The following is a 26,212-nucleotide window of genomic DNA, read 5'->3' on the forward strand; positions in this document are numbered from 1 at the left end:
AGGGTCAGGCGCAGACCGGCGACTGGAGTCCCGCGAGGGACACGATGGCGCAGGCGTTGTCCTTCGACAGCTTCCACACACCGTCTTCGGCGACGAAGTTGACGACTCCGGTGGACACCTGGTCGCCCATGGCGGTTTCGATGCCGGCGGTGGCGGTGCCGTTCTCGTTGTCGTTGATGTCGAGGATCGTGATGGTGGCGTTGGCCTGCTTCGCGGCGGCGGCAACCTGGTCGATGAGTGCGGGGTCCGCTTCCGCGCCCTGGACGAGGTCGACCTTCTCCGCTGCGGGGACCGTCTCGTCGAACGCGGTGTCGAGCATGGTCTGCAGTTCTTCGACGGTGGGGACCGGCGGGTACTGCGACGCGGCTTCGGTGGTCGTGGTTGCGGTCGTCGTCGACGTGGTGGTGGTCGAGCTGCCCTCGTCGTCCGAGCTGCAGGCCGACATCGTGAGGGCTGCGGCGAGTGCCACGGTGGCGACGGTGATCTTGCGGAGCTTCAAAATTCTCGTCCTTCTCGTTTCTCGATGGGGCGCGGCGGTCGTGCCCCTCCGGCGACGGAGTCCACCGCGGCGTCGATCGCCCGCAAGCGTACCCGGCGGTACTGAGAGGACGGTGAGGGCCGCCCGGACGGTGTTCAGTTCAGGCTGAGCAGCGGATCGGCGGGATGGAGGTCGGGGTCGTGTTCGCCGAGGGTTCGTGCGGGACCGGGTCCTGTGGAACGCGTCTCGAACCGCACGGTGACGACACCGTGCCCGGCCCCTTGGACCCATCCGTGGCCGTGTTGCCGGTGGTGGACATCGGCACCCGGCGACCACCTCCACGTGTTGTTTCGGGTGCTCGGGGAGTCGTCGTCCCCGGTGGTGCCCGGGTCGTCGGTGGTGGTGGTGGTGTCTCGTTCCAGTTCCGGGAAGAGAGTGTCCTGCGCGATGGCGGACAGCCCGGCGTATCCGACGCCGACGAGCCGGATCGGCCCGATCTCGAGGGGGTCGAGTGCGAGCCGCTGTGCGGCCGCGGTGAGGGTGGCGAGGTCCTCGGTGGCGTACGGGAGGGTGGCGGATCGGGTGAGGATCGACATGTCGGCTTTGCGGAGTTTGACGACGACGGTGCGCGCGGCACGTCCGTCGGCGCGTAGTCGCCGGTGGGCTCCGGTGGCGCCGGCGGTGATGGCGCGTCTCAGGTCCGGTAACGCCACGATGTCCGTGGGATAGGTCGTTTCGGCACTGACCTGTTTCGATTCGGCCCGTTCAGTGACGGGTCTGTCGTCGATGCCGTTGGCGAGGCGGTGCAGTCCGGGTCCGATGGTGGAGCCCAGGATGGAGGCGACTTCGGGGACGGGCAGCGCGGCGAACTGTCCGATGGTTTCGATGCCGAGCCGGCGCAGTCGTTCGTCGGCGACGGGACCGATTCCCCAGAGTTTACGCACGGGAAGTGTGTGTAGAAGGGCCAGTTCACCGTTCGGGTCGGCGACGAACAGCCCGTCGGGTTTGGCGAGTCCGGATCCGATTTTTGCGATCTGTTTGCCGGATCCGGCACCGATGGACGCGACGAGTCCGGTGGTGTCCCGGATGTGGCGGCGCAGGTCTGCGCAGTATTCTCGGACTTCGGCGGCGGTGGCGCCGGCGAGATCGCCCGGCTCGGCGAATGCTTCGTCGAGCGACAGGGTTTCGAGGACGGGTATGCGTGAGCGGAGCGCATCGAACACCGCGGTACTGAGATGCCCGTAGACAGCGGCGCGGGGTGGTAGCACCACGGCGCCCGGGCCGACGAGTCGTCGGGCTCGGCTCATCGGCATGGCCGAGTGCGCGCCGTAGGAGCGCGCTTCGTAGCTGGCGCCGGCAACGACGCCGCGCGCGCCGAGCCCACCGACGAGCACCGGCCGACCCCGGAGGGTCGGCCGGGTCAGTTGTTCGGCGGACGCGAAGAACGCGTCGAGGTCCAGGTGCAGCACCCAGCGCCGACTCACGGTGGTGGGCATCCTTCCACGGTACGGATGCCCACCGACGTGGTCATGCTCTGGTGATCGATGCGCGTGTTCCCTCTCCGAGTTCCACGGCGTCGGCGGCGGCGGTGCCGAGGTCGAGGTCGGTGGCGAGGATTTCGCCGGCGATGAGGTCACGGTGCCGCTGCGCCCAGTCCCGACGGTCGTCGGGTACCTCGAACACGACGGTGATGCGGTCGGAGACGTCGAGTCCGAGGCCGCGCCGCGCTTCCTGCAGTTCGCGGATGCGGTCCTTCGCCCAGCCTTCCGCTTCGAGTTCTTCGGTGAGGGTGGAGTCGAGGACGACGAGTCCGTTTCCGCCGGGGAGCGCCGCGGTGGATTCGGGTTCGGCGGCGACGAGTCGCTGCGTGTATTCCTCGGGCAGGAGGGTGATCCCGGCGGCGGTGACGGTCCCGTCGGCGGTTTCGGACCAGTCTCCGGATTTGACGGCCTTGATGACCTTCTGCACATCCTTGCCGAGTCGGGGTCCGGCGGCGCGCGCGTTGACGGCGACCTCGAATCGGCCGTGGGATTCGACGTCGTCGGTGACGACGACCTGCTTGACGTTCACTTCGTCCTTGATGAGGTCGACGAAGGGTTCGAGTTGCTGCGCGTCGGGCATCGCGACGGTGACCTTCGGCAGCGGAAGCCGCACGCGCAGGTGCTGGGCCTTGCGCAGCGACAGGACGGTCGAGCAGACACCGCGCACTTCGTCCATGGCGGTGACGAGGTCCGGGTCGGCGGGCAGGTCGGTCGCGGCCGGCCAGTCCGTCAGGTGCACGGATCGTCCCCCGGTGAGGCCTCGCCACACCACTTCGGTGGCCATCGGCAGCAGCGGGGCTGCGAGTCGGGTGACGACTTCGAGGACGGTGTGGAGGGTGTCGATGGCGTCGACGTCCTCGTCCCAGAACCGGCTGCGGGAGCGGCGCACGTACCAGTTGGTCAGGGCATCGCAGAACGTGCGGAGTTCGTCGCAGGCACCGGCGATGTCGATGGTCTCGAGTGCTTCGGTGATGACGTCGCGGGTCTGCGCGAGCTTCGCCAGGATGTAGCGGTCGAGGACGTGGGTGGAGTCGGTGCGCCACGTGCCGGCCTTCGAGGCGTACAGCTGCAGGAAGCTCCACGCGTTCCACAGCGGCAGCAACGCCTGTCGTACGCCCTCGCGGATGCCCTGTTCGGTGACGACGAGGTTTCCGCCGCGCAGGATCGGTGACGACATCAGGAACCAGCGCATCGCGTCGGAGCCGTCGCGGGCGAACACTTCGTTGACGTCGGGGTAGTTGCCCTTGGACTTGCTCATCTTCAGACCGTCGTCACCGAGGACGATGCCGTGGGCGGCGACGCACTTGAAGGCGGGGCGGTCGAACAGCGCGGTCGCGAGCACATGGAGGGTGTAGAACCATCCACGTGTCTGGCCGTTGTATTCGACGATGAAGTCGCCCGGGTAATGGGTGTCGAACCAGTCGCGGTTCTCGAACGGGTAGTGGACCTGCGCGAACGGCATGGAACCGGATTCGAACCAGCAGTCGAGCACCTCCGGGACGCGGCGCATGGTGGACTGCCCGGTGGGGTCGTCCGGGTTGGGCCGGGTCAGTTGGTCGATCATCGGCCGGTGCAGGTCGTCGGGACGCACACCGAAGTCGCGTTCGAGCTCGTCCAACGAGCCGTAGACGTCGACACGCGGATACTCGGCGTTGTCGGACACCCACACGGGGATGGGGCTGCCCCAGTAGCGGTTCCGGCTGATGTTCCAGTCGCGGGCACCTTCGAGCCACTTGCCGAACTGGCCGTCCCGGATGTGGTCGGGCACCCAGGTGATCTGCTGGTTGAGTTCGACCATGCGGTCACGGAACCGGGTGACGGCGACGAACCACGACGGCACCGCCATGTAGATCAGAGGTTGCCCCGACCGCCACGAGTGGGGGTAGGAGTGTTCGATCGTCTCGTGTCGCAGCAGTTTGCCGGAGGCCTTGAGGTCTTTGATGATGGCCGGGTTCGCGTCGAACACCTGCAGGCCTTCGTAGGGGGGAACCATGGACGTGAACCGGCCGCCCGGATCGAGCGGCTGCACCAGTTCGATCCCGTTGCGTTGGCAGTACTCCATGTCCTCCTCACCGAATGCCGGTGCGAGGTGGACGATTCCGGTTCCGGACTCGGTGGTGACGTAGTCCGCAGCAATGATCCGATGTGCGTTCTCGCGCCCCACGAAGAAGTCGAACGGCGGCTCGTAGTCGAGACCGACGAGGTCGGCTCCGGTGTAGCGACCGAACGTCTCTGGCTGCTCACCGAGTTCGCGGGCGTAGTGGCCGACGCGATCCTCGGCGAGCAGATAGGTCTTCGCGGCATCACCTTCGCCGGAGCGGACCGCCACGTAGGCGACGTCGGGGTGCACGGCGATCGCAAGGTTCGACGGCAGGGTCCACGGCGTGGTGGTCCAGATCAGGGCGTTGGCACCGTCGAGTTCGGAACCGGGTGCGCGCAGCACCATATCGACGGTGACGGCCGGGTCCTGACGCATCTTGTAGGCGTCGTCGAGTCGAGTTTCCTGATTGGACAGCGGTGTCTGTTCGTACCAGCTGTACGGCAGGACCCGGAAGCCCTGGTAGATCAGGCCCTTGTCGTACAGCGATTTGAACGCCCACATGACCGATTCCATGAAGTCCAGGTCGAGGGTCTTGTAATCGTTGTCGAAGTCGACCCAGCGCGCCTGCCGGGTGACATAGTCACGCCACTCGCCCGTGTAACGCAGCACCGACTGCTTGCAGTAGGCGTTGAACTCGGCGAGCCCCATCGTGTCGATCTCGGACTTGTCCTTGATCCCGAGCTGTTTCTCCGCTTCGAGTTCGGCGGGCAGCCCATGACAGTCCCAGCCGAATCGGCGTTCGACCTTCTCGCCCCGCATCGTGCGGTAACGCGGCACGACGTCTTTGACGTAGCCGGTCAGCAGATGCCCGTAGTGCGGAAGGCCGTTCGCGAACGGCGGACCGTCGTAGAAGACGAATTCCTCGGCGCCGTCACGGTTCGTGATGGAGGAACGGAAGGTGTCGTCGTCCGCCCAGTGCGCGAGGACACGCTGCTCGAGATCGGGGAAATCGACACCCGAGTCCTTCGCAACGCCGTAGTCGACTCGCGGGTAGCCGCCCGACGCATCGACAGAAGTGGGGTTCTCGGTCACAGCGTGGCTCCTCCGTGCCTGATGTTCTCGGCACGGGGACGATCACCGCACACCGTGTGCGGCACCGCGGTACCACCCCGCTTGCCCGGTCGTGTACACGATTCGCATACACGGCCCGGCCTCTCGTTCGGGCTGTGACGGGCCCACCCGTTCGGTTCTACTGGGCGCCGCAGCGCTGTTCTTCCGAAGGCTCCCCGGTGATGGCCGGATCAACGCCGTCCCGCCCTGCGGGTGTCGACATGGTCGTGCTTCCTATTGTAGGCAGTGCCCATCAGTCGCGGGAATCCTGGTCGTTCGTTCGGTGATCGGAACCACCACCGCGTCGACGGTCGGCCTCGCCTCCGCGCCGACGGTCGGCCTCGCCTCCGCGCCGACGGTCGGCCTCGCCTCCGCGGGACCGAGCAGGAGGCGCATCGCGGGCGGCAAGTGCGCTGCTGAGCAGCAGCACCGCCCCCACGACACACACCACGATGCATCCCCATGCCCAGACGACGGATCCGGTCATCAATGCGATGACGAGGAGACCGAACCCGATCGCCGCGAGCACCAGCGTCACGACGAGCACCGGATGGTCCTTAGATCAGCCGTTGCCCTTGGCGAACGACGATGATCCGAAGGAGCCGGCTCCCGAATCGTTGAACGCATCCTGGTCACCGTCGACGGGAACCGCGGATCCACGCTGTTCGAGCTCTTCGAGCTGCGATTCCAAGTACGACTTCAGGCGCACGCGGTACTCACGCTCGAACGTCTTGAGCCGTTCGATGCGCCCTTCGAGCACCGATCGCTGCTGGTTGATCGTCGACATGATCTCGGTGTGCTTCTTCTCTGCGTCGGCCTGCAACTCCTCGGCCTTCTCCTTGGCCTGACGCAGCTGCGTCTCCGAGCGGGTGCGCGCGTCGGACAGCATGGCGTCGGACTTCTGGCGCGCGTCGGCGATCATCGACTCGCTGCGGGTGCGCGCGTCGGAGACGAGCTGTTCCGAGTTCGTGCGGGCGTTGCGCACGAGTTCCTCGGCCTCGGATTTGGCCTCACCGGTGAGACGGTCCGCCATCTCCTGCGCGAGCCCGATCACCTTCGCAGCCTGCATGCTGGCGTCGCCGCCGGCGGGAGCCGCAGCGACGGGAGCGGGAGCGGGGGTGGGTGCCGGGGTGGGCTCCGGTTTGGGAACCTCCGCGATCCTCGCCGGTTCCGGTTTGGGAGGCTGGGCAGGCGCAGCGGCAGCGGAGGTGCGCGGCGCCTTCTTCGCCTCGGCGAGTTCCTGGTCGAGTTCCGCGACACGCTGACGCAGGTCGGCGTTCTCCTCGATCAGGCTCGACAGCTCCTGCTCCACGAGGTCGAGGAAGGCGTCGACTTCGTCCTCGTTGTAACCACGCTTCCCGATCGGAGGCTTGCTGAACGCGACATTGTGCACATCAGCTGGTGTCAGCGGCATGGAAGGATCCCTTCACGCGTCGAGTAAGCGGTCAAGCAGGCGTTCTGTGATGCACACAGTGCGTCACCCTTATCGAAACTCACTGTATCCGGCATTCCATTCTGGCACATGGCGACGATCGCGCCCGGCGACCACGACCCGCACATCGGTCAGAACACCCCGCCTCGGGGAATGAATGCCATCAGGAAATACACGATGAACAGCAAGACCATGATGGACAGATCCAGCCGGACCCCACCCAGGTTGAGTGGGGGAATCAGTCGCCTCAGCAGCTTCACCGGCGGATCGGTGACCGTGAAGATCGCTTCGAGTACGACGACGATGAAACCCGTCGGCTTCCAGTCCCGCGCGAAGGTTCTGATGAACTCGACGATGATTCGCCCGATCAGCAGAAGCCAGAAGATGAACAGCAGGAACCACAGCACCTCGAAAACGGCCACCTGCCCACTCTGCCCGAACGACACGGGTCGATCAAAACCGAAACGCCCGACCCATGGTGATCTACGTCATGGTCGGGCGTTTCGTCCGATTCGGGAAGGGGATCGTCGAACGGCTCACTGCTGGCTGTAGAACCCGGTTTCTGCGATGCGACGTCGCTCCTCCGCGGAGACGTCGATGTCAGCCGGTGAGAGGAGGAACACCTTCGTCGCAACCTTGTCGAACGAGCCACGCAGCGCGAACGCGAGCCCGGCGGCGAAATCGACGAGTCGCTTCGCGTCGGCGTTGCTCATCTCGACCAGATCCATGATCACCGGGGTTCCGTCGCGGAACCGCTCACCGATGGTGCGGGCCTCGCTGTAGTCGCGTGGACGGAGCGTGGTGATCTTCGACAACGGGCCTCCTTCGTCGAACAGAGCGCCGCGTCGGGCTTCCGTACGGTCGAGCCGCGGCTCGGCCGCGAGTGTGGAACGCACCGGTGCTCGGGGCGGTGCGGGCGCCGGGCGGGGTGCCCGGGCCGTGATGGGTTCCACCCGGGCGGGTCGTGCCGGGGCGTCGTACCTGTCGAAGTCGTCCTGCGCGAACTCCCGTTCGGGATCGTCGCGGCGGGGCGCCGCGTACTCGTCACGGTCCCGATGAGAAGAGTATCCACCGTAGGCGGGTTCCCGGTACTCGCGGTCGCGGCGGGTGCTCGCCGGATCGTCGAGGTAGTCGTCCTCGTAATCTTCGAGCGGCACCATTCCGAAGTAGGCCTTGAATTTGTGCAGTGTGCTCATCGGTCGCCCTTCCTCGCGCGGCGGATGAGTTTCAGGCTAACGGGCGTGGGCCCAGCAATCCCGTTCCGACACGCACACATGTGGATCCCCACCGTACGGCCGATTCGAGGTCGCCGGACATTCCCGCCGAGAGTTCGGTCGCGTCGGGGTGACCGCGACGGAACCGCTCGGCGAGTTCGTGGAGCTTCTCGAAGGCGGTGTCGGGGTCCCAGCCGAGCGGGGGCACACCCATCAATCCGGCGAGCATGAGCCCGTCCGCCGCGGCCACGGTGTCCGCGAGCGCCTCGAGATCGTCGGCGTTCGCGCCCCCACGGTCGGGGTCGCCGTCGAGGCTGATCTGCAGGAACACCCGGATCGGCGCGGTGCGGTCACCGGCGTCGCGGGCGGCCCGCGCACCGGAGGCCAGGGTATCGGCCAAGCGGATGCTGTCGACGGAGTGGACGGTGTCGGCCCACCTGGCGACGGCCCGGGCCTTGTTGCGTTGCAGGCGCCCGATCATGTGCCACCGCACCGTGGGGTCGTCGATCTCGGCACGGAACCGATCGATCTTTCCGCGGGCATCCTGTTCACGGGATTCGCCGAACTCGCGGCATCCCAGTTCGTGCAGGGCGATGACGTCGGAGACCGGGAAGTACTTCGTGACGGGGAGCAGCGAGATCTCGGCGGGATCGCGACCGGCGTCGCGCGCCGCGGCGTCCAGTCGTGCGCGCACCGAGTTCAGCCGGCCGGAGATCTCGGTGCGACGCGCCGAACGGTCGGGATCGGCTTCGGTCACCGGGGGGCCTCCTCGAGCCAGATCAGCGAGGCGAACCGTCCCGTCGGGGCGTCCCGCCGGTGACTGAACAGGGTCGGGTCCTCGATGGTGCAGCGGGGATCCTGCGCCACCGCCGCGACCCCGAGTTCGAGGAGTTGCCGCCGGAGCCCCGCGCGCAGGTCGATGCCGGGTGTCCCGGAGACGGTCGTGGTGGCGCTTCCCGGTAGATGCTCCTCCACGTCGTCCCGCATCTCGGCGGGCACCTCGTATCGACGACCGCCGGCTGCGGGGCCGAGCAGTGCACCGATTCGGTCGGCGCGGGCGCCGAGTTCGACCATCGCCTCGACCACCCGGGGGACGATGCCGATTCGTGCCCCGATACGCCCGGCGTGCGCGGCCCCGACGACACCTGCTTCTTCGTCCGCGAGCAGCACCGACACGCAGTCGGCGCTGAGGGTGACGAGCGCGAGCCCCACCTCGCGGGTGACGAGCGCATCGGTGGCGGGCACGGTGCCGCGCACCGTGCTGTCGACCACCGTCACGTTCCGGCTGTGGATCTGTTCCATCCAGACGAGCCGGTCGGGTGCCAGCCCGATCCCGTCCGCGAGCCGACGCCTGTTGGCGGCGACGGCGGCGGGGTCGTCGCCGACGTGATCACCGAGGTTGAACGAGTCGTAGGGAGCCGCGGACACTCCCCCGGTTCGCGTCGTCACGACGCGCCGCGCCCGAAGCCCCGAACCCACGCCGATCAACGCTGCATGAAGATCGGAACGTTGATGTCGTCGTCGCCACCGTCGTCGTCGAGACCGACCTCCACGGGCCTGTGCGTGTTGCCGCCGACGGGCGGCAGGCCACCGTGCGTCGGCGCGGGGTCGCGGACGGGGACGTCGTCCGCGTTGTCGCGTCCGGGCCTGCCGAGTTCGCCTGCGCGACCGACGCCGATGGTGCCGGTACGCGCCGCACCCTGCTGACCCTGACCCTGCCCCTGGTTCTGGTTCTGGCCCTGGGTGTTCTGTGCGGGCACCTCGACGGGGCGGCGTGCCGGTGTCCCGCCCTCGAATCCCGCCGCGATGACGGTGACCCGCACTTCGTCACCGAGCGAATCGTCGATGACGGTGCCGAAGATGATGTTGGCATCGATGTGCGCGGCTTCCTGCACGAGTGATGCCGCCTCGTTGATCTCGAAGAGACCGAGGTCGGATCCACCGGCGATCGAGAGGAGGACACCGCGCGCGCCTTCCATCGACGCTTCGAGCAGCGGCGAGTTGATGGCTGCTTCGGCGGCCTTGATGGCGCGTCCTTCGCCACGCGACGAGCCGATTCCCATCAGCGCGCTTCCGGCACCCGACATGACGCCCTTGACGTCGGCGAAGTCGACGTTGATCAGTCCCGGAGTGGTGATGAGATCGGTGATGCCCTGGACACCGTTGAGCAGAACCTCGTCGGCGGAACGGAAGGCGTCCATGAGGCTGACCGCGGCGTCACCGAGCTGGAGGAGCCGGTCGTTGGGGATGACGATGAGCGTGTCGCAGGATTCGCGGAGGGTCTGGATCCCGGTGTCGGCCTGGCTGCCACGACGTTTGCCCTCGAACGAGAACGGTCGGGTGACGACGCCGACGGTGAGCGCACCGAGCTTGCGCGCGATGCTGGCCACGACGGGTGCACCACCGGTGCCCGTGCCACCGCCTTCGCCCGCGGTGACGAAGACCATGTCGGCTCCCTTGAGAACCTCTTCGATCTCGTCCTTGTGGTCTTCGGCGGCCTTGCGGCCGACCTCGGGGTCGGCACCGGCTCCGAGTCCGCGGGTGAGTTCGCGTCCGACGTCCAGTTTGACGTCGGCATCGGACATGAGCAGTGCCTGCGCGTCGGTGTTGACCGCGATGAACTCGACTCCCTTGAGTCCCTGCTCGATCATCCGGTTGACCGCGTTCACACCGCCACCGCCGATACCGACGACCTTGATTACGGCGAGGTAGTTGTGCGGGGGCGTCATGGGCTCTCGCCTTCCTGGGTTTTCGGGGCCACGCTCGGACATGCTGCGGGCACCCCCCAAACCCTCAACCACAGCTTGAAGGTTATGTCAAGTACCCGACTGATGCGAAACGCTATGGCACACCGGACCGAATCCGCCAGCAGACTCGCCGACGACACGGCACGAATTTCGCTTCGATCCGCGTCGAGCACATCCGATCACCTCACCGGACCGTCGGCAGGTCGGGGCTCGACACGTCGTACCGCTGCCCGGGCTGGGTCAGCAGCGGGCCGATCACCGCGGCCTTCCGCTCGGAACGCTCGGGTCCTCCCCAGATCACCACGCGGCCGTCTCCGAGGGTGATCGAGACGTCCGATTCGGATCCGGCCGCGATCTCCTGCACCTGGACACGCAGGTCCGGCGGGAGGGACTCGAGGATCTGCACCGCCACGAGTGTCGCCGGATCACCGGTACCGGGCGTGGCGGTCACCAGTCGGGGGGTGAGCATCGGGGGTGGTTCGACGGCGAAGTCGACGCCTTCGGCGTCGACGGAATGCGTTCCGTCGGGCGCATCGAAGTACACCACCGCGACCCGTTCGACCACGGTCACACGCACGGTCGACGGATACACCCGCTGCACACGCGCCGACGCGACTCGGGGCAGCGCCGCCACCCGCTGTGCCGCAGCGGCGGTATCGACCTGCAGGAGCGGGGTTCCCTCCGCGACGCCGAGTACGTCGACGACCTCACCCTCGGTGAGGGTCTCGACACCGACCACGTCCACGGTCCGCACCGACAGCAGCGGCGACAACCACGCCACGACGATCGCGGCCAGGAGCACCAGCACGACTCCGGCACCGATCAGCACGGTGCGCAGTCGTACCGATCGCCCCGACGGGCGACGCGCCTTGTTGCGGCGGTCCGGGCGCACGGCGGCGCGGGTCGCGGCGGGCGTCACGAGCCGCTCGACTCCGCACCGGTCTCCGCGGACCGGAACCGGCTCGGTTTGCTGTGCAGTGCGTCGAGGATCTGCCGTCCGAGCATGGTCACGTCACCGGCACCCATCGTGATCACGACGTCGCCGGGACGACTGAGTGCCGCCACCTGCCGCGGCACGAGCGACAGGTCGGGTTGGTAGTGCACCGGCTTGGACACCCCCCGCGCCACCAGCACCCCGCTGACTCCGGGGATCGGTTCCTCGCGGGCGCCGTAGACATCGAGGACGACCACCTCGTCGGCGAGGTCGAGCGCGGCGCCGAACTCCGCGGCGAAGGTCTCCGTGCGTGAGTAGAGATGCGGTTGGAACACGACGATCACGCGGGGCCGCTCGGTACCGTCCTCGGTGTAGCGCAGCGGTTCTCCCGCCACCAGTTCCGCGGCCGCGGTCAGAACGGCCCGCACCTCCGTCGGGTGGTGGGCGTAGTCGTCGAACACTCGAACGCCGTGCTCGCGCCCGCTGTACTGGAAACGTCGGTGCACACCCCCGAACCCGGCGAGTCCCTCGACCGCCTCCTCGACCTGCGCCCCGGCCTCGAGGGCACCCAGAAGCGCTGCCAAAGCGTTGAGTGCCATGTGGCGACCGGGAACAGCCAGGCGCACCGTGCGGGACGCCTGCTCGCCCGCGAGGTGGAACTCGGCGACCCCGCCGACGTCCTTCGCTTCCCAGTCGACGAGCCGCACACCCACGGGAACCCCCTCGTAGGTGTCGCCGGTTCCGATGACGGACACGGATCCGTAGCCGGTGACACGCAGGTCGGAGCGTTCGAGGGCGACGACCCGCCGGGCGAGGTCCGCGGCGCCGGGATCGTCCAGGCACACCACGAGCAGGCCACCCGGGGACAGTCGCGCGACGAAGTCGTCGAACACCTGGACGTACGCCTCGGCACTCCCGAAGTAATCGAGGTGATCGGCTTCGATGTTGGTGACGATCACCATGTTCGGGTCGTACTGCAGCAGCGACCCGTCACTCTCGTCGGCTTCGGCCACGAACACGTCGCCGCTGCCGTGGTGCGCGTTGGTCCCGGATTCGTTGAGCTCGCCACCCACCGCGAAGGACGGATCGAATCCGCAGTGCTGCAGTGTCACGACCAGCATCGAGGTCGTCGAGGTCTTTCCGTGCGTGCCCGACACGAGGAAGGTGCGGTGACCTCGCATGAGTGCGGCGAGCACGGTCGGGCGCATCAGCACGGGAATGCCGCGTTCTCGTGCGGCGACGAGTTCCGGATTGTCCTGCGGGATCGCGGCGAAGGTGGTGACGACGGCGGTCGGGCCACCCTCGACGAGATCGAGTGCACCCGCGTCGTGTCCGACCTGCACGTGGGCGCCGCGCGCCCTCAGCGCGAGGACTCCCCTGCTCTCTTTCGCGTCGGATCCGGAGACCTGCCCGCCGCGCGCGAGGAGGATACGTGCGATACCGGACATTCCGGCTCCGCCGATGCCCACCATGTGCACCCGCTGCAGTTCTGCGGGCAACTCCGCGTTCATCGTCCACTCCTGTTCGGTTCCGTGCCTGCTACGTCCAGCACGATTCTGGCAACGTCGTCCGCGGCACTTCGGTGGCCTGCCGCTGCCGCGCTGCGTCCCATCGCCGTGAGGCGGTCCGGGTCGCCGAGCAGGGGGATCACGGATTCTGCGACGAAGGCGGGTGTCAGGTCGGCGTCCGCCACGATCATCCCGCCGCCGGCGGCGACGACCGGTCGGGCGTTGAGTTCCTGTTCGCCGTTGCCGTGTGGCAGCGGAACGTACACGGCGGGAAGCCCGACGGCGGAGACTTCCGCGACGGTCATCGCCCCGGACCGGCACATGACGGCGTCGGCCGCCGAGTACGCGAGGTCCATCCGTTCGAGGTAGGGAACGGCGACGTAGGGCGCCGTCTCGTGCCCGGGATGTGCCGGTACGTCGACGGTGTTCTTCGGTCCGTGCGCGTGCAGTACGGCGATCCCCGCCTCGGCGAGGTCCGCCGAGGCGCCGGTGACGGCGTCGTTGAGCGACCGGGCCCCCTGGGATCCCCCGAAGACCAGGAGCACGGGTGTGTCGTCCGGAAGCCCGAAGTGCCGTCGCGCTTCGGTGCGCAGCGCTGCCCGATCCAGCGATGTGATCGACGTCCGGACGGGTATCCCGACGATCTCGGCGTCTCCCTTGCGGACGATGCCCGATCCCGGAACCGCGGCGAGCACCCGCGCGGCCCGCACCGCACCGATCCGGTTGGCGATGCCTGCACCGGCGTTCGCCTCGTGTACGACCACGGGGATCCGCCGGCGCCGACGGAGCAGCCCCGATCCGGCCGCGAGGTAGGCGGGCAGGGCAACGTATCCGCCGAAACCGACGACGACGTCGGCGTCGACGTTGTCGAGTACTTCCCGGGTGCGGCGCACGGATGCGAGCACCCTGGACGGCAGTTTCAGCAGATCCACGGTGGGTTTGCGGGGCAGCGGCACCGGCGGGATCAGTTCGAGCGGATAACCGCGGCGTGGGACGAGGGTCGTCTCGAGGCCGCGGGTGGTTCCCAGTGCCGTGACGGTCGCGCCCGGAACGAGTTCTCGTATCGCGTCGGCCACGGCGAGGGCCGGTTCGATGTGCCCGGCCGTGCCACCTCCTGCCACCACCACGGACAGGGTGGACGTGTCCCCACTCACCTACGGTTTCCTCGCTCTCCGGTTCTTCCGTTGCTTCCGCGTCCCCGGGTCGTGCCCGAGGCGCGTGCGGTTCTCGATCGTGCTGTTCCCGATCCTGCCCCGGCGGCGGTTCGGGTGGTGCGTTGGGATCTCGTGGCGGTTCTCGGGGCTGCCGCCTGGTTCCGGGGTGTGCGTCGGCCCGCTGCTTCCGGGCGGGGTGCTCGACGTGGCCGTGCGGGGCGACCGGCACCCGCCCGGACCGGTAGGTACGGTTCCGGTTTCCGGATCCGGAACAATCGGGCGAAACGCCCGTCCTGCCCGGCGTTGAGCGCGGCGACGGCTTCGGGTTCGTGCCGCGCGGCGCTCGCGATGAGGCCGAACATGAGCAGGGTCGTCACGGTGGACGTCCCACCCGCCGACACCAGCGGAAGCTGCAGTCCCGTCACCGGCAGCAGACCGACGACGTAGCCGATGTTGATGAAGGCCTGCCCGATGATCCAGGTGGTGGCGGTGGCGGTGAACAGGCGCAGGAAGGGGTCGACCGACCTCATCGCGATGCGCAGGCCGACGTACGCGAACAGGCCGAACAACCCGATCACCGCGACGCCGCCGAGGAACCCGAGTTCTTCGCCGATGATGGCGAAGATGAAGTCGTTGTGGGCGTTCGGCAGATAGTTCCATTTGGCTCGGCTCTGTCCGAGTCCACGTCCCCACAGTCCACCGTCCGCGAGCGAATACCTGGCCTGCCGTGCCTGGTAGCCGCTGCCCTGAGGGTCGTCACCGGGATTGAAGAAGGCGCGCACCCGCGCGGACCGGTATCCGGCGGTGAGTGCGAGGACGGTGGCGCTCGCGGCAGCGGTGCCGACGATTCCGATGAACACCTTCAACGGCAGGCCCGCGAACCACAAAAGGGCGAGGACGATGATGAACAGCGAGACGGTGGTGCCGAGATCGGGTTGGAGGACGATCAGGATCGTCACGAGCAGCGCGGCCGGAACGAGCGGTACCAGCATCTCCTTGAGGGTGGCGCTCTCTCCGCGGCGGGATGCGAGCAGATGCGCGCCCCACACGGCGAGGGTGATCTTCGCGATCTCCGACGGCTGCAGGGACACACCGCCGATCACGAACCAGCCGCGCGTGCCCTGGGACTTCGTGCCGATGCCGGGGATGAGCACCAGGGCGAGCATGATCACGGAGATCGCGAAGGCCGGGAAGGAGAACTTCCGGAGAGTTCGCACCGGGATCTGCAGGGCCAGGTAGAACACCACGAGCCCGATGAGCGCGAAGACGAACTGGGAGGTGAACTTGTCGTAGGGCGATCCGTCGGCGGCCACGGACTCGACACTCGATGACGACAGCACCATCACGAGCCCGAGCACGGTCAGCAGCAGCGCGATGGTCACCACGAGGTGGAACGACGCGAGGGGCCGCGCCATCCACACGCCGACGCGGCCGCGCACGGTCCGTGCCGGTGAGGCGGCCTGCGTCGGGTTCACCTCGCTGTCCCGCCTCCGCGTAGTTCGTCCACGGCATCGGCGAAGCTGCGGCCACGTTGGGCGTAGTCGTCGAACATGTCGAGTGATGCAGCTGCGGGTGCGAGCAGCACCGTGGCGCCGTCGGCGGCGAGCCGCGCCGCTTCGCGTACCGCCGTGCGCATCGCGGTGGGCCCGTCGGCGCCGGGCAGCGCGATGTGGCGGTGGTCGGTCGTTCCTGCGGTCACGGTGCCATCGTCGCGCGTGTCGACGACCACGACGGGGACCCCGGGGGCGTGTCGCGTGAGTGCCTCCGCGATCTCGGCGGCGTCGCGACCCAACAGCACGGCACCGGTGAGGCGGGGCGCGACCTCGGCGACGAGTTCGTCGACGCGGGCGCCTTTGAGGAGACCGCCGGCGATCCACACGACCGGGTCGTGCGCCAGCAGTGAGCTGCGTGCGGCATGCGGATTGGTGGCCTTCGAATCGTCGACGTACTCGACACCGCCCACGGTTCCGACCGGCGCGGCGCGGTGCGGACCCACCCGGTGTCGCTGCAGGCCGTCGTGGACGGCGGCTTCCGGCACGTCGATGGCGCGGGCGAGGGCGGCGGCGGCGAGGGCGTCGGCGAGGCCTGCCGGCCCGGGTGGCGTCACGTCGGTGACGGAGGCGAGCACCGCGGAGTCGGCGAAGGCCCTGTCGACGAGCACGTCGCCGCTGATGCCGAGCTGACCCGGTTGTGGGTAGCCGAGCGTGAATCCGACGGTGACCAGTGCCTGCGACCGGTCGACGAGACCGCCGGCGATCGGATCGTCGAGTCCGATGACGCCGACGGCGCCGGTGAGCGCCCGGAGTTTGGCGTCGATGTAGTTCTCGATTCCGCCGTGCCAGTCGAGGTGGTCCTCGGCGATGTTGAGTACGACCCCGGCCGCGGGCCGGACGGAGGGTGCCCAGTGCAGCTGGAACGAGGACAGTTCGACGGCGAGGACTTCGGCGCGCCGGTCGGTGCGCCGCAGCGCGTCGAGAACCGGCAACCCGATGTTGCCGCAGGCCACGCTGGGGATGCCGGCGGCGTCGAGGACGGAGTGGAGCATCATCGTCGTGGTCGTCTTGCCGTTGGTGCCGGTGACGACCAGCCAGCGACGTGCCGGTCCGTACAGTTCGGCCCGGTCGATGCGCCACGACAGTTCGATGTCACCCCAGATGGGGACGGCTGCTCCGGCGGCGCGGGACAGCAGCGGGGAGTCCGGTGGGAATCCGGGGCTGGTGACGACGAGCGCGAAGTCCTTCAGTCGTGCGGGCTCGTCGACGAGGACGTCCAGGTCGATGGTGTCGGCACCGAGTTCGGTGCAGGCCGCCAGCGCATCACGGTTCCGGTCGGCGACGGTGACGTGCGCTCCGAGGTCGGTCAGCGGACCGATCGTGGCGCGGCCGGAGACACCGGCTCCCGCCACCAGGACGTGCGCTCCGCGAAGTCGTTCCAGTTGATCGGTCACGGTGTCAGTCCCCGATCGCCGCGAGGTACTCGCTGTAGAACAGTGCGAGCCCGATCGCGGAGGCGATGGCGGCGAGCAACCAGAAGCGGATGATCACCGTGGTTTCCGCCCAGCCGCCGAGCTCGAAGTGGTGGTGGAACGGGGCCATGCGGAACACTCGGCGTCGGCTGGATCGGAACACGGCGACCTGGATGAGCACGGACGCCGCCTCCGCGACGAACAGCGCACCGATGACGACCATGAGCAGTTCGGTGCGGGTGGTCACCGAGAGACCGGCGAGCATACCGCCGAGCGCGAGCGACCCCGTGTCGCCCATGAAGATCTTGGCGGGCGCGGCGTTCCACCACAGGAAGCCGATGCAGGCGGCGGCACCGGCGGCGCACAACAGCGCCAGGTCGAGGGGGTCACGCACGTCGTAACAGCCCTTGGTGGGTTCGGCGACGCACGAGTTGCGGTACTGCCAGAACGTGATGATCACGTAGGCGCCGAGTACCAGCGACATGGATCCGGCGGCGAGGCCGTCGAGTCCGTCGGTGAGGTTGACCGCGTTCGACCAGGCACTGACCAGCAGGTACATGAACAGGATGAACACGACCGACCCCATCGACACCGTCGCGATGTCACGCACGTACGACAGGTCGGTGCTCGCGGGGGTCAGGCCGTCCGCGTTGCGGAACTGAAGTGCCAGGATGCCGAAGGCCACGGCCACGACGAGCTGGCCGACGAGCTTGGCCGTCTTGTTCAGGCCGAGGTTGCGTTGCTTGCGGATCTTGATGAAGTCGTCGAGGAAACCGACCCCGCCGAGCGCGGTCGTCAATCCGAGGACCAGCAGACCCGATGCGGTCGGGCCTTCAGCGTCGTAGGCCATGCCGATCAGGTGTGACCCCCAGTACCCGGCCCACAGGCCGGCGAGGATCGCGACGCCACCCATCGTCGGTGTGCCGCGTTTGGACTGATGACTCTGCGGTCCTTCGACCCGGATCTCCTGTCCGAATCCCTGCCGCGAGAACGCCTTGATGAGCACCGGCGTGAGCAGGATCGACACCGCGAGCGCGATGCCCGCGGCGAAAAGGATCTGTCTCACCGTGCCGCCTCCGTTCCCACAGCAGTTCCGCTGTCACCGAGCAGTTCGTCGGCGACCGTCCACAGGCCCACCGATTGCGATGCTTTCACCAGCACGATGTCGCCGGGCCGCAGTTCTTCGCGCAGCAGCGCGAGCGCCGCGGCCGGGTCGGGTACGTGGCTGGCCTCCTCGCCCCACGATCCTTCCATCACCGCGCCCTGGAACAGTCCGCGGACCGGGCGTGTCGCACCGACCGCGATGATGCGGGTGATGTCGAGGCGGACGGCGAGCCGCCCGATGAGGTCGTGTTCGACGACGGAGTCGTCGCCGAGTTCCATCATCTCGCCGAGGACTGCGAAGGTGCGGCGGGGTCGGTCACCGCCCCGCGCCATCGTCGCGAGGGCCTTGAGCCCGGCGCGCATGGAGTCGGGGTTCGCGTTGTAGGCGTCGTCGATGACGGTGATTCCGTCGCCGCGGGTGTGCACGGCCATGCGGTGCGCGGACACGGCACCGGCCGCGGACACGGCGGCAGCGGCCTGTTCGGCGGTGGCACCGCATTCGAGTGCGACGGCGACGGCGGTCAGGGAGTTGCCCACCTGGTGTTCACCGTGCACGGTGAGTTGCACGGGCGCCTGCACCTCCGTTCCGGTCGCGGGGTCGCGGACGACGAGGGTGTATCGGGCGCAGGCACGGTCGTCGAGTCGCACATCGGTCGCGGCGACGTCCGCGGCCGCGGTGGCGCCGACGGTCACGACGCGGGCGCGGGTGCGCCCGGCCATCTCGGCGACGAGCGTGTCGTCGGCGTTGAGGATCGCCACACCACCGTCGGTGGCGGTGGGCAGCGCCTCGACGAGTTCGCCCTTGGTGCGGGCGATGGCCTCGCGGGACCCGAATTCGCCGAGGTGGGCGGTGCCGACGTTGAGTACGGCACCGATTCGCGGTGGTGCGATCCGCGCGAGCGCGGCGATGTGCCCGCGACCGCGGGCCGACATCTCGAGGACCAGGAATCGGGTCTGTCGGTCGGCGCGCAGCGCGGTCCAGGGGTGCCCGAGTTCGTTGTTGAACGATCCGGGCGGCGCGACGACCGGGCCCAGCGGTTCCAGCACCGCGGCGATGAGGTCCTTCGTCGACGTCTTGCCGGCGGAGCCGGTCACTCCGACCACGGTCAGGCCGTCCTCGGTGAGGACGTCGACGACGTGGCGTGCGAGCGTGCCGAGGGCGGCGAGCACGGCGGCCCCGGACCCGTCGGTGTCGTGTTCGAGCGCGAGGGTGTTGTCGTCGCCCACCTGTACGGGAGGTACGACGATCGCGGGAACCCCGACGGGGCGTGCCGCGACGACGGCGACGGCGCCCGCGGCGATCGCGGCGGCCGCGTGATCGTGACCGTCGGAGGTCGCGCCGGGCAACGCCAGGAACAACCCTCCCCGCTGGATTCTGCGGGAGTCGAACTCGACGGTGCCGGTGATCTCCGCGTCCGGGTCGTCGACATCGTGCAGTGTGCCGCCGACCACCTCCGCGATCCGGCCCACTGTCATCGGGATCATTGCGTGCCTCCACAACGCTGCTGCTGTTCGACGGCGGCCGCGAGCACCTCACGGTCGTCGAACGGATGTTTGACTCCGTCGATCTCCTGACCACGTTCGTGGCCCTTACCCGCGACGAGAACGACGTCACCCGGCCGTGCCCAGGCCACGGCGGCGGCGATGGCGTCCGCGCGGTCGCCGATCTCGTGGATCTCGGCGCGTTCGTCGTCGGGCACGGTGCGCGTGCCCTCGAGCAGCGCGGCCCGGATCGAAGCCGGGTCCTCGGTGCGCGGATTGTCGTCGGTGATCACGACGAAGTCTGCGGATGCCGCGGCGATGGCTCCCATGAGCGGTCGCTTCTCCCGGTCCCTGTCGCCACCGGCACCGACCACCACGGCGATCCGCCCGGTGGTTCCGCGCCGCAGTGTGGTGATGACCGCGTCGAGCGCGGCGGGTTTGTGGGCGTAGTCGACGACCGCGAGATAGTTCTGGCCCCGGTCGATGCGTTCGACGCGTCCGGGCACGTCGACGGTCGCGACTCCTCGGGCCGCGGAGTCGACGTCGACTCCTGCCGCGACGCACAACGCGACGGCCAGTGCGGCGTTGGCGATGTTGTAGCGGCCGGGCAGGCGCACACCGATGCGGTGTGTGGAGCCGTCGGGGGCGATCAGGTCGAAGTGCTGGGTGCCCGACGGGTCGGTGGTCTCGCCCGTGACGGTCCAGTCGGCGTCACCTTCGGTGACCGCGACGGTCTGCACGACGTCGGGTGTGCGGTCGACAGCGGCGACCGCCGCCATGCGCCGCCCCCATCGGTCGTCGACGCAGACGATCGCGCGTTCGGCCCGCACCGGTGATCCGGCAGCGAACAGTCGCGCCTTGGCGTCGAAGTAGTCGTCGAGGTCCCGGTGGAAGTCGAGGTGATCCTGCGACAGGTTGGTGAAGGCGCCCAGGTCGAATCGTGTCGCGGCGACACGGCCGAGGGCCAACGCGTGACTGGACACTTCCATGACGACGGTGTCCACTCCGCGCTCGAGCATGGCCGCGAACAGCGCGTGCAGTTGCGGGGCCTCGGGGGTGGTCAGGGCGCTGGGGACCCGCCGGCCCGCCACGCGGATCTCGACGGTGCCGACGAGTCCGGTGACCCGCCCGGCCGCGGCGAGACCGGCCTCCACCAGATACGCGGTGGTGGTCTTGCCGGATGTTCCGGTGATGCCGATGATCTGCATCCGTTCGGACGGATCCCCGTACACCGTCGCCGAGGCCGCGCCGAGTACCGCGCGGGGCTCGGGGTGGATCAGGACGGCGGTGGCGGCGGAGGCGATCCCGGCGACGATCTCGGCGCCGGCGGGATCGGTGAACACGGCGACGGCGCCGCGGTCCAGCGCGGCACGCGCGTACGTGGCGCCGTGTGCGTGCGCTCCGGGAAGCGCCGCGAACAGGTCACCGGGAAGCACGTCCTGAGCCCGCAGGTCGATGCCGGTCACGGTGTCGGCGGGACGTCCCGCGCCACCCACCACGGTCAGTTCGGCACCGATCGCGGCGGCGAGGTCGTCGAGACGCGTGACCGGGGGATGCTCGGGTCGGCGTCCCCCCGCAGGGACGGACGGATCCGGACTCGATGGCACTGGTTCCAGGTTCCTCTCTTGCCGCGCGGTGCGTCGGTGTTCGGTGACGGTCGGAGTCGCAGTCATTGCCGACGTGTCAGATTACCCACGGTTCGCTCGCAGGCCGTCACCCGTCCGCATCCGACACGCACCCGCGCACGCCGATCACGGTGGACGTCAGTCCACCTGCAGGACGAGTTTGCTGCCGGGGTCCGGTGACACCGGCACCCCTTCACGCTGGAGCAGCCACGATGCGATGTCGTGGAACAGGGGCGCGGCCGACTGACCGCCGCTCCCGTCCGAGCTGCGCGTGGGAGCATCGAGCATGATCCCGATCACATAGCGCGGATCGTCGGCGGGGGCGATCCCCGCGAACGTGATCCAGTACTCGGAGTTGGAGTAGCAGCCGCAGTTCGGATCGATCTGCTGGGCGGTTCCGGTCTTTCCGCTGATCTGGTAGCCCTCCACCGCGGCCTGGGCGCCCGTTCCCTGCTGGTTCCCGGTGTCGCTCTGCACCACGGCACGGAACATGTCGCGGACGGTGGTGGCGGTCTGCGGGCTGACCACGCGGATCGGGTCGGGATCCGGTGTCTCGGTGCGGGTACCGTCCGGACCGATCGTGGCGCGCACGATGCGCGGCGGTATCCGCTCCCCGTCGTTGGCGATGGCCTGATAGATGGCGGTCATCTGCAGCAGGGTCATCGACAGTCCCTGGCCGATGGGCAGGTTCGCGAAGGTGCCGCCGGACCACTGCTCGCGGCTCGGGACCAGACCGGCGGACTCTCCGGGGAGCCCGACGTCGGTGCGTTGGCCGAGCCCGAAGAGGGTCAGCATGTCCGCGAACCGGTCCTCCCCGACCCGCTGCGCGAGCATGAGCGTGCCGACGTTCGACGACTTCCCGAAGACACCGGTCGTGGTGTACGGGACGACACCGTGGTCCCATGCGTCCTTGACGGTCACGCCGGCCATCGAGATGCTTCCGGGAACCTGCAGGACCTCGTCCGGTGTGGTGAGCCCGTCCTCGATCGCCGCCGCCGCCGTGATGATCTTGTTCACCGAACCCGGCTCGAACGGTGAGCTCACCGCCGGGTTGCCGAGTTCCGCGTCCGCGGGATTGTTCGCGACACCGATGGACGGGTCGAACGTGCTGTCGCTGGACATCGCGAGCACCTCACCGGTGTGCACGTCGAGGACGACCGCAGACGCGTTGCGGGCACCGGACAGGTCCTTCGCGCGCTGCACCTGCTGCTGCACGTGGTACTGGATGTCGTTGTCGATGGTCAGTTCCACGGCCGACCCGTCCACGGCCGGCTGCTGGTCACGCCAGCTTCCCGGGATCACGGCACCGTCGGAGCCACGGTCGTAGGTCGACGAGCCGTCGGTGCCGGCGAGCACGGCGTCCATCGACGCCTCGAGCCCGATCAGGCCGTGCCCGTCCCAGCCGGTCGCGCCGACGATGTTGGCGCCCAGCGAACCACCCGGATACAACCGGATGTCCTGGCGTTCGAGCCCCACCATCTCGTACTCGTCGACGATCTTCGCCGCGACTCCGGGATCGACTCCTCGCGCGAGGTATACGAACGTCTCGTCGCTCCGCAGCTTCGCGAGGACATCCTTCTCCGGCGCGGCGGCGCCGAGAGCGGCATGCACCGCCTCGGCGACGCCCTCCAGGTAGGCGGACGTCTCGGGCGCGGACGGATCCTTCGCGTGCGCCTCGTCGAGTTCCTCACGTACCCGCACCGGCTGGAAGGTGAGGGCCTTCGCCTCCATCGTGTAGGCCAGCGGGCTGCCGTTGCGGTCGCTGATCGTGCCCCGGGTCGCGGGCTCGACGAGCCGGGTGGTCCGCTGACTCGCCGCCTCGGCCGACAACCGCGGCGCCTGGAACACCTGCACCGACAACAGCTGCGCCGCCGCGAGTCCGAGTACGACGCAGATCGCGGCCAATCCGAGCCGGTTGCGGAACCCGAAGTCCGTCGTATCCCGCTTCCCTCGTCGCGGCCGGGCCCGGGCGGGGCGACGCGCCGGGGACGGTCGGCGTGGTGTCGCGCTCCGATTCACCGCGGGCCGTCCTCCTCCGATCCCGGCAGCACCTCGACCGGCACGCCCGCCGGTTCGGCCGGTGCCTCCGCGGAGGCTCCGGCCGGAGTCCCGTGCGGTTGCGGAACCCCGCCGACCTCCGCCGCCCGCGGGGCCTCGGCGACCGCCGCCGCCCGCTGCTGCGGGTCGACGGTCGCCTGCGGCTGCGGTTGCTCCCCCTCCGGGGACAGCGGCCGGGGATTCTCGGTGCCGGCGCTACCGGCCAGCGGTGTCTGCACCCGCACGTCGTCGCGCACCGACGAACTGAGCGGTGCGGCGGGCGCTCCCTGCGCCGGCACCGGGTCACCGACGACCGTCACCGTTCCGTCCGCCGCAACGACGAGACGCGCAACATCGCCGCTCGGGATCATCCCCAGTTCTGCCGCGCGCTGCGCGAGAACGGGTGCCGACAGTCCTGCCTCCACGTCCCGCTGGAGAACCGCCCGCTGCTGTACGAGACTCATGTTGTAGGCGCGCGCCGTGCTGAGTTCGTAGGAGTCCTCCGCCGCCCGGGTGGTCAGGAACAGGGTCAGTGCCATTCCCGCCCCGAGCAGCGCGATGATGGTCGCCACGAACGGGATCCGTGTCGCGACACGTCCGGCTCCCGTGGTGCGACCTCGGGTCTGCACAGGTGCCGTCCCGGTCTGCGCGGCGCGCTGATTCCGACGTCGGTACGCGCGCTGAGCCGCATTCGAACGTGCCGGCCGGGCGCGGAGCGGTGCCGCCACCTGCACAGTCATCGATTACCTCCTGGCGATTCGTTCCGCGGCCCGCAGGCGCACCGGAGCCGACCTCGGATTGATCTCGATCTCGTGTTCGGATGCGCGCTCCGCGCCGCGGGTGAGGATCCTCAGTTCGGGGCCCATCCCCGGAAGCTCCACCGGAAGACCTTCGGGACTGCGGGATTTCGAGCGCGGCGTGAGCTCCTGCTTCACCACGCGATCCTCCAGCGACTGGTAGGACATGAACACGACTCGCCCACCGACGGCCAGCGCGTCGAGCGCAGCCGGGATCGCTGCGCGCAACGAATCCAGTTCGGCGTTCACCTCCACCCGCAACGCCTGGAAGGTGCGCTTGGCGGGATGACCACCCGTGCGACGCGACGCGGCGGGGATGGTGCGGTACAGGAGTTCGACGAGTTCACCGCTGGTCCGCAGCGGAGCCTTCTGCCGCGCCCGCACGATCTCCGACGCGATCTTCCCCGCGAAGCGCTCCTCACCGTACGTACTGAGGATCCGGGCGAGATCGCCGTGGCTGTACGTGTTCAGGACGTCGGCGGCGGTGATCCCGGTCGTCGGGTCCATCCGCATGTCGAGCGGCGCGTCCCGGGCGTATGCGAAGCCGCGGTCCGCTTCGTCGAGTTGCATCGACGACACACCGAGGTCGAACAGGATCGCGTGGACGGATCCTTCCCGCGCGAGACCGCACGCATCGAGTGCGGCGGCGATTCCGTCGTAACGGGTGTGCACGAAGTCCGTCCGGTCCGCGTGATGCGCCAGCCGCGCCCGGGCGATCGCGAGTGCGTTCGGATCGCGGTCGAGGCCGACGAGTCGGAGCCTCGGAAAGGTGCGCAGGAAGTGTTCGGAGTGTCCGCCGAGACCGAGGGTGGCGTCGACGTACACCGCACCGGCGCCTCCCGGTCCTGCCGCCTCGATCGCCGGGCCGAGAAGCTCCACCGCACGGTCCAGGAGAACCGGCACGTGCCCGAACTCGCCGTCGTGCCCTGCACCGTCGTGCTCTGCGGCGTCACCCTCGCCGTCCGCCATGTGTCCTCCGGAATCCTGCTTCGATCGAATGCGGTGTTGTCGGTGGTCGGCCGGGTGATCCGGATACGGGGGCGGCGAATGCCCAGAGGGCTCTGTCCGATTCCGGGGACCTGGCACTGGGGAAGTGTGCCAGGGCTTCCGGTCCGTACCTGGCGCTGGGGAAGTGCGTCAGGGCCGGTGTCGGGCAGAGGCCTCACGGCACTCGCCGCGGAGCCGAAGTCCGTCACAGAATGTCGCGCAGCACCTCGTCCCTTGCCTCGGAGAAGCCTTCCTCGTGTTCGGCCAGGTAGGCCTCCCACGTGGTGGCGTTCCAGATCTCGAGATAGTTGACCGAGCCGATCACCACGCAGTCCTTCGTGAGGCCCGCATAGGCGCGGTGCGCCGACGACAGCGTGATCCGCCCCTGCGCGTCGGGCCGCTGCTCATCGGTGCTCGACGCGAGGTTGCGGAGATAGGCACGCATCTGCGGGTTGCTGCGCGACGCCGCCGCAGCGCGCTCGGCGAGCGCCGCGAACTCGTCGCGGGGATAGACGGTCAGGCTGTGATCCTGCCCTTTGGTGATCATCAACCCTCCCGCCAGTTCGTCTCGGTACTTGGCCGGCAACGTCAGCCGACCCTTGTCGTCCAGCTTCGGCGTGTAGGTACCGAGGAACACCCGGACCTCCCAGTCGAAGTGGGACGGATTGCTTCGTCGTGCGACGGAACGACCCGCGCGCTCCGACGTGCCCCACAGTACCCCACTTCCCCCCACCCGGAACTGATTACACGGCCGCGAATGGGCGTGTTGCGACGGAATTCCCAGCTCGTGACGACCCCGCGGAGCGTGGGCCGCCGTCGATGGTGACCCGCCCCGCACCGGTCGATCCGCGTGATCCACGCGACACCACACCCGGTTCCACGCGTTTTCCAGCAGTTTCGCCGTCGGCGACGGCCCACCGGAGCCGAGCGCGGTCCGCACGTGGGGGACGGTGGGGCGCGGGTGTCGGCCGGCCGACGACCGAGACCGACCGACGGGCAGGATCACACACACCGCACCCGGGACGCAGAAGAGCGGCGCACCCGGGTGGGTGCGCC

The 26,212-nt window shown here is 68.8% G+C and carries 22 protein-coding genes; all 22 read right to left on the minus strand.

From position 1 onward, the window contains the following. Positions 1–4: 4 nt before the first annotated feature. The gene (locus tag LDQ05_RS10010; protein WP_372461071.1) at positions 5–499 is read right to left on the minus strand and encodes a WKL family lipoprotein; all 495 of its coding nucleotides are present in this window, start codon (positions 497–499) and stop codon (positions 5–7) included. A gap of 134 nt (positions 500–633) precedes the next feature. Then, positions 634–1,974 carry a DNA polymerase IV gene (locus tag LDQ05_RS10015; RefSeq protein WP_226436807.1) on the minus strand — a complete coding sequence of 447 codons (1,341 nt, stop codon included), beginning with the start codon at positions 1,972–1,974 and terminating at the stop codon, positions 634–636. A 31-nt stretch (positions 1,975–2,005) separates the two neighbouring features. Next, complete coding sequence (ileS, locus tag LDQ05_RS10020; protein ID WP_226436808.1) at positions 2,006–5,152, minus strand: isoleucine--tRNA ligase; 3,147 nt, start codon at positions 5,150–5,152, stop codon at positions 2,006–2,008. A gap of 271 nt (positions 5,153–5,423) precedes the next feature. Beyond that, on the minus strand, positions 5,424–5,717 hold the full coding sequence (locus tag LDQ05_RS10025; RefSeq protein ID WP_226436809.1) for a hypothetical protein: 294 nt from the start codon (positions 5,715–5,717) through the stop codon (positions 5,424–5,426). Positions 5,718–5,732: 15 nt separating this feature from the next. Further along, positions 5,733–6,584, minus strand: coding sequence for a DivIVA-like cell division protein Wag31 (gene wag31 / locus LDQ05_RS10030; RefSeq protein ID WP_226436810.1), 852 nt, complete (start codon positions 6,582–6,584; stop codon positions 5,733–5,735). A 149-nt stretch (positions 6,585–6,733) separates the two neighbouring features. Continuing rightward, on the minus strand, positions 6,734–7,024 hold the full coding sequence (locus LDQ05_RS10035) for a YggT family protein (RefSeq protein ID WP_226436811.1): 291 nt from the start codon (positions 7,022–7,024) through the stop codon (positions 6,734–6,736). Positions 7,025–7,138: 114 nt separating this feature from the next. Beyond that, positions 7,139–7,798: a cell division protein SepF gene (locus tag LDQ05_RS10040; RefSeq protein WP_226436812.1), complete on the minus strand. Its 660-nt coding sequence runs from the start codon at positions 7,796–7,798 to the stop codon at positions 7,139–7,141. Positions 7,799–7,829: 31 nt separating this feature from the next. Beyond that, on the minus strand, positions 7,830–8,573 hold the full coding sequence (locus LDQ05_RS10045; protein WP_226436813.1) for a YggS family pyridoxal phosphate-dependent enzyme: 744 nt from the start codon (positions 8,571–8,573) through the stop codon (positions 7,830–7,832). After that, the gene (gene pgeF, locus LDQ05_RS10050; protein ID WP_372461074.1) at positions 8,570–9,301 is read right to left on the minus strand and encodes a peptidoglycan editing factor PgeF; all 732 of its coding nucleotides are present in this window, start codon (positions 9,299–9,301) and stop codon (positions 8,570–8,572) included. Before pgeF ends, LDQ05_RS10045 begins: the two co-directional genes overlap by 4 nt. Continuing rightward, positions 9,301–10,545 (minus strand): cell division protein FtsZ, encoded by a 1,245-nt coding sequence (ftsZ, locus tag LDQ05_RS10055; protein WP_226436815.1) that lies wholly within the window; start codon positions 10,543–10,545, stop codon positions 9,301–9,303. Before ftsZ ends, pgeF begins: the two co-directional genes overlap by 1 nt. 202 nt (positions 10,546–10,747) lie before the next feature. Next, positions 10,748–11,482 (minus strand): cell division protein FtsQ/DivIB, encoded by a 735-nt coding sequence (locus LDQ05_RS10060; protein ID WP_226436816.1) that lies wholly within the window; start codon positions 11,480–11,482, stop codon positions 10,748–10,750. Further along, positions 11,479–13,008: a UDP-N-acetylmuramate--L-alanine ligase gene (gene murC, locus LDQ05_RS10065; RefSeq protein ID WP_226436817.1), complete on the minus strand. Its 1,530-nt coding sequence runs from the start codon at positions 13,006–13,008 to the stop codon at positions 11,479–11,481. Before murC ends, LDQ05_RS10060 begins: the two co-directional genes overlap by 4 nt. Continuing rightward, the gene (murG, locus tag LDQ05_RS10070; protein WP_226436818.1) at positions 13,005–14,159 is read right to left on the minus strand and encodes an undecaprenyldiphospho-muramoylpentapeptide beta-N-acetylglucosaminyltransferase; all 1,155 of its coding nucleotides are present in this window, start codon (positions 14,157–14,159) and stop codon (positions 13,005–13,007) included. The genes murC and murG overlap by 4 nt, the downstream gene beginning before the upstream one ends. Then, positions 14,156–15,574: a putative lipid II flippase FtsW gene (gene ftsW, locus LDQ05_RS10075; protein ID WP_226436831.1), complete on the minus strand. Its 1,419-nt coding sequence runs from the start codon at positions 15,572–15,574 to the stop codon at positions 14,156–14,158. The genes murG and ftsW overlap by 4 nt, the downstream gene beginning before the upstream one ends. Positions 15,575–15,630: 56 nt before the next feature. Further along, on the minus strand, positions 15,631–17,106 hold the full coding sequence (gene murD, locus LDQ05_RS10080) for a UDP-N-acetylmuramoyl-L-alanine--D-glutamate ligase (RefSeq protein ID WP_226436819.1): 1,476 nt from the start codon (positions 17,104–17,106) through the stop codon (positions 15,631–15,633). 4 nt (positions 17,107–17,110) lie between these two features. Further along, positions 17,111–18,190 carry a phospho-N-acetylmuramoyl-pentapeptide-transferase gene (gene mraY / locus LDQ05_RS10085; protein WP_226436820.1) on the minus strand — a complete coding sequence of 360 codons (1,080 nt, stop codon included), beginning with the start codon at positions 18,188–18,190 and terminating at the stop codon, positions 17,111–17,113. Then, positions 18,187–19,713 carry a UDP-N-acetylmuramoyl-tripeptide--D-alanyl-D-alanine ligase gene (locus LDQ05_RS10090; protein WP_226436821.1) on the minus strand — a complete coding sequence of 509 codons (1,527 nt, stop codon included), beginning with the start codon at positions 19,711–19,713 and terminating at the stop codon, positions 18,187–18,189. Before LDQ05_RS10090 ends, mraY begins: the two co-directional genes overlap by 4 nt. Continuing rightward, positions 19,710–21,383: a UDP-N-acetylmuramoyl-L-alanyl-D-glutamate--2,6-diaminopimelate ligase gene (locus LDQ05_RS10095; RefSeq protein WP_372461072.1), complete on the minus strand. Its 1,674-nt coding sequence runs from the start codon at positions 21,381–21,383 to the stop codon at positions 19,710–19,712. Before LDQ05_RS10095 ends, LDQ05_RS10090 begins: the two co-directional genes overlap by 4 nt. A 90-nt stretch (positions 21,384–21,473) precedes the next feature. Continuing rightward, entirely contained in the window at positions 21,474–23,354 is a 1,881-nt protein-coding gene (locus LDQ05_RS10100) for a peptidoglycan D,D-transpeptidase FtsI family protein (RefSeq protein WP_226436823.1), read from the minus strand. Next, positions 23,351–24,112, minus strand: coding sequence for a cell division protein FtsL (gene ftsL / locus LDQ05_RS10105; RefSeq protein ID WP_226436824.1), 762 nt, complete (start codon positions 24,110–24,112; stop codon positions 23,351–23,353). Before ftsL ends, LDQ05_RS10100 begins: the two co-directional genes overlap by 4 nt. 3 nt (positions 24,113–24,115) lie before the next feature. After that, a complete protein-coding gene (gene rsmH / locus LDQ05_RS10110) occupies positions 24,116–25,138 on the minus strand; it encodes a 16S rRNA (cytosine(1402)-N(4))-methyltransferase RsmH (protein ID WP_226436825.1) in 1,023 nt (340 codons plus the stop codon). A 223-nt stretch (positions 25,139–25,361) separates the two neighbouring features. After that, entirely contained in the window at positions 25,362–25,793 is a 432-nt protein-coding gene (gene mraZ, locus LDQ05_RS10115) for a division/cell wall cluster transcriptional repressor MraZ (RefSeq protein WP_226436826.1), read from the minus strand. Positions 25,794–26,212 lie beyond the last annotated feature (419 nt).

The sequence above is a fragment of the Rhodococcus yananensis genome (genome assembly GCF_020515525.1).
Taxonomy (GTDB): Bacteria; Actinomycetota; Actinomycetes; order Mycobacteriales; family Mycobacteriaceae; genus Rhodococcus; species Rhodococcus yananensis.

Excerpts from the sequence above, each read along its gene's own strand:
- wag31 (WP_226436810.1), bottom strand. The coding sequence starts at position 6,584 with ATGCCGCTGACACCAGCTGATGTGCACAATGTCGCGTTCAGCAAGCCT.
- murC (WP_226436817.1), bottom strand. The coding sequence starts at position 13,008 with ATGAACGCGGAGTTGCCCGCAGAACTGCAGCGGGTGCACATGGTGGGC.
- LDQ05_RS10095 (WP_372461072.1), bottom strand. The coding sequence starts at position 21,383 with ATGACTGCGACTCCGACCGTCACCGAACACCGACGCACCGCGCGGCAA.
- LDQ05_RS10090 (WP_226436821.1), bottom strand. The coding sequence starts at position 19,713 with ATGATCCCGATGACAGTGGGCCGGATCGCGGAGGTGGTCGGCGGCACA.
- LDQ05_RS10015 (WP_226436807.1), bottom strand. The coding sequence starts at position 1,974 with ATGCCCACCACCGTGAGTCGGCGCTGGGTGCTGCACCTGGACCTCGAC.
- ftsZ (WP_226436815.1), bottom strand. The coding sequence starts at position 10,545 with ATGACGCCCCCGCACAACTACCTCGCCGTAATCAAGGTCGTCGGTATC.
- ftsL (WP_226436824.1), bottom strand. The coding sequence starts at position 24,112 with ATGACTGTGCAGGTGGCGGCACCGCTCCGCGCCCGGCCGGCACGTTCG.
- rsmH (WP_226436825.1), bottom strand. The coding sequence starts at position 25,138 with ATGGCGGACGGCGAGGGTGACGCCGCAGAGCACGACGGTGCAGGGCAC.
- LDQ05_RS10040 (WP_226436812.1), bottom strand. The coding sequence starts at position 7,798 with ATGAGCACACTGCACAAATTCAAGGCCTACTTCGGAATGGTGCCGCTC.
- ftsW (WP_226436831.1), bottom strand. The coding sequence starts at position 15,574 with ATGGCGCGGCCCCTCGCGTCGTTCCACCTCGTGGTGACCATCGCGCTG.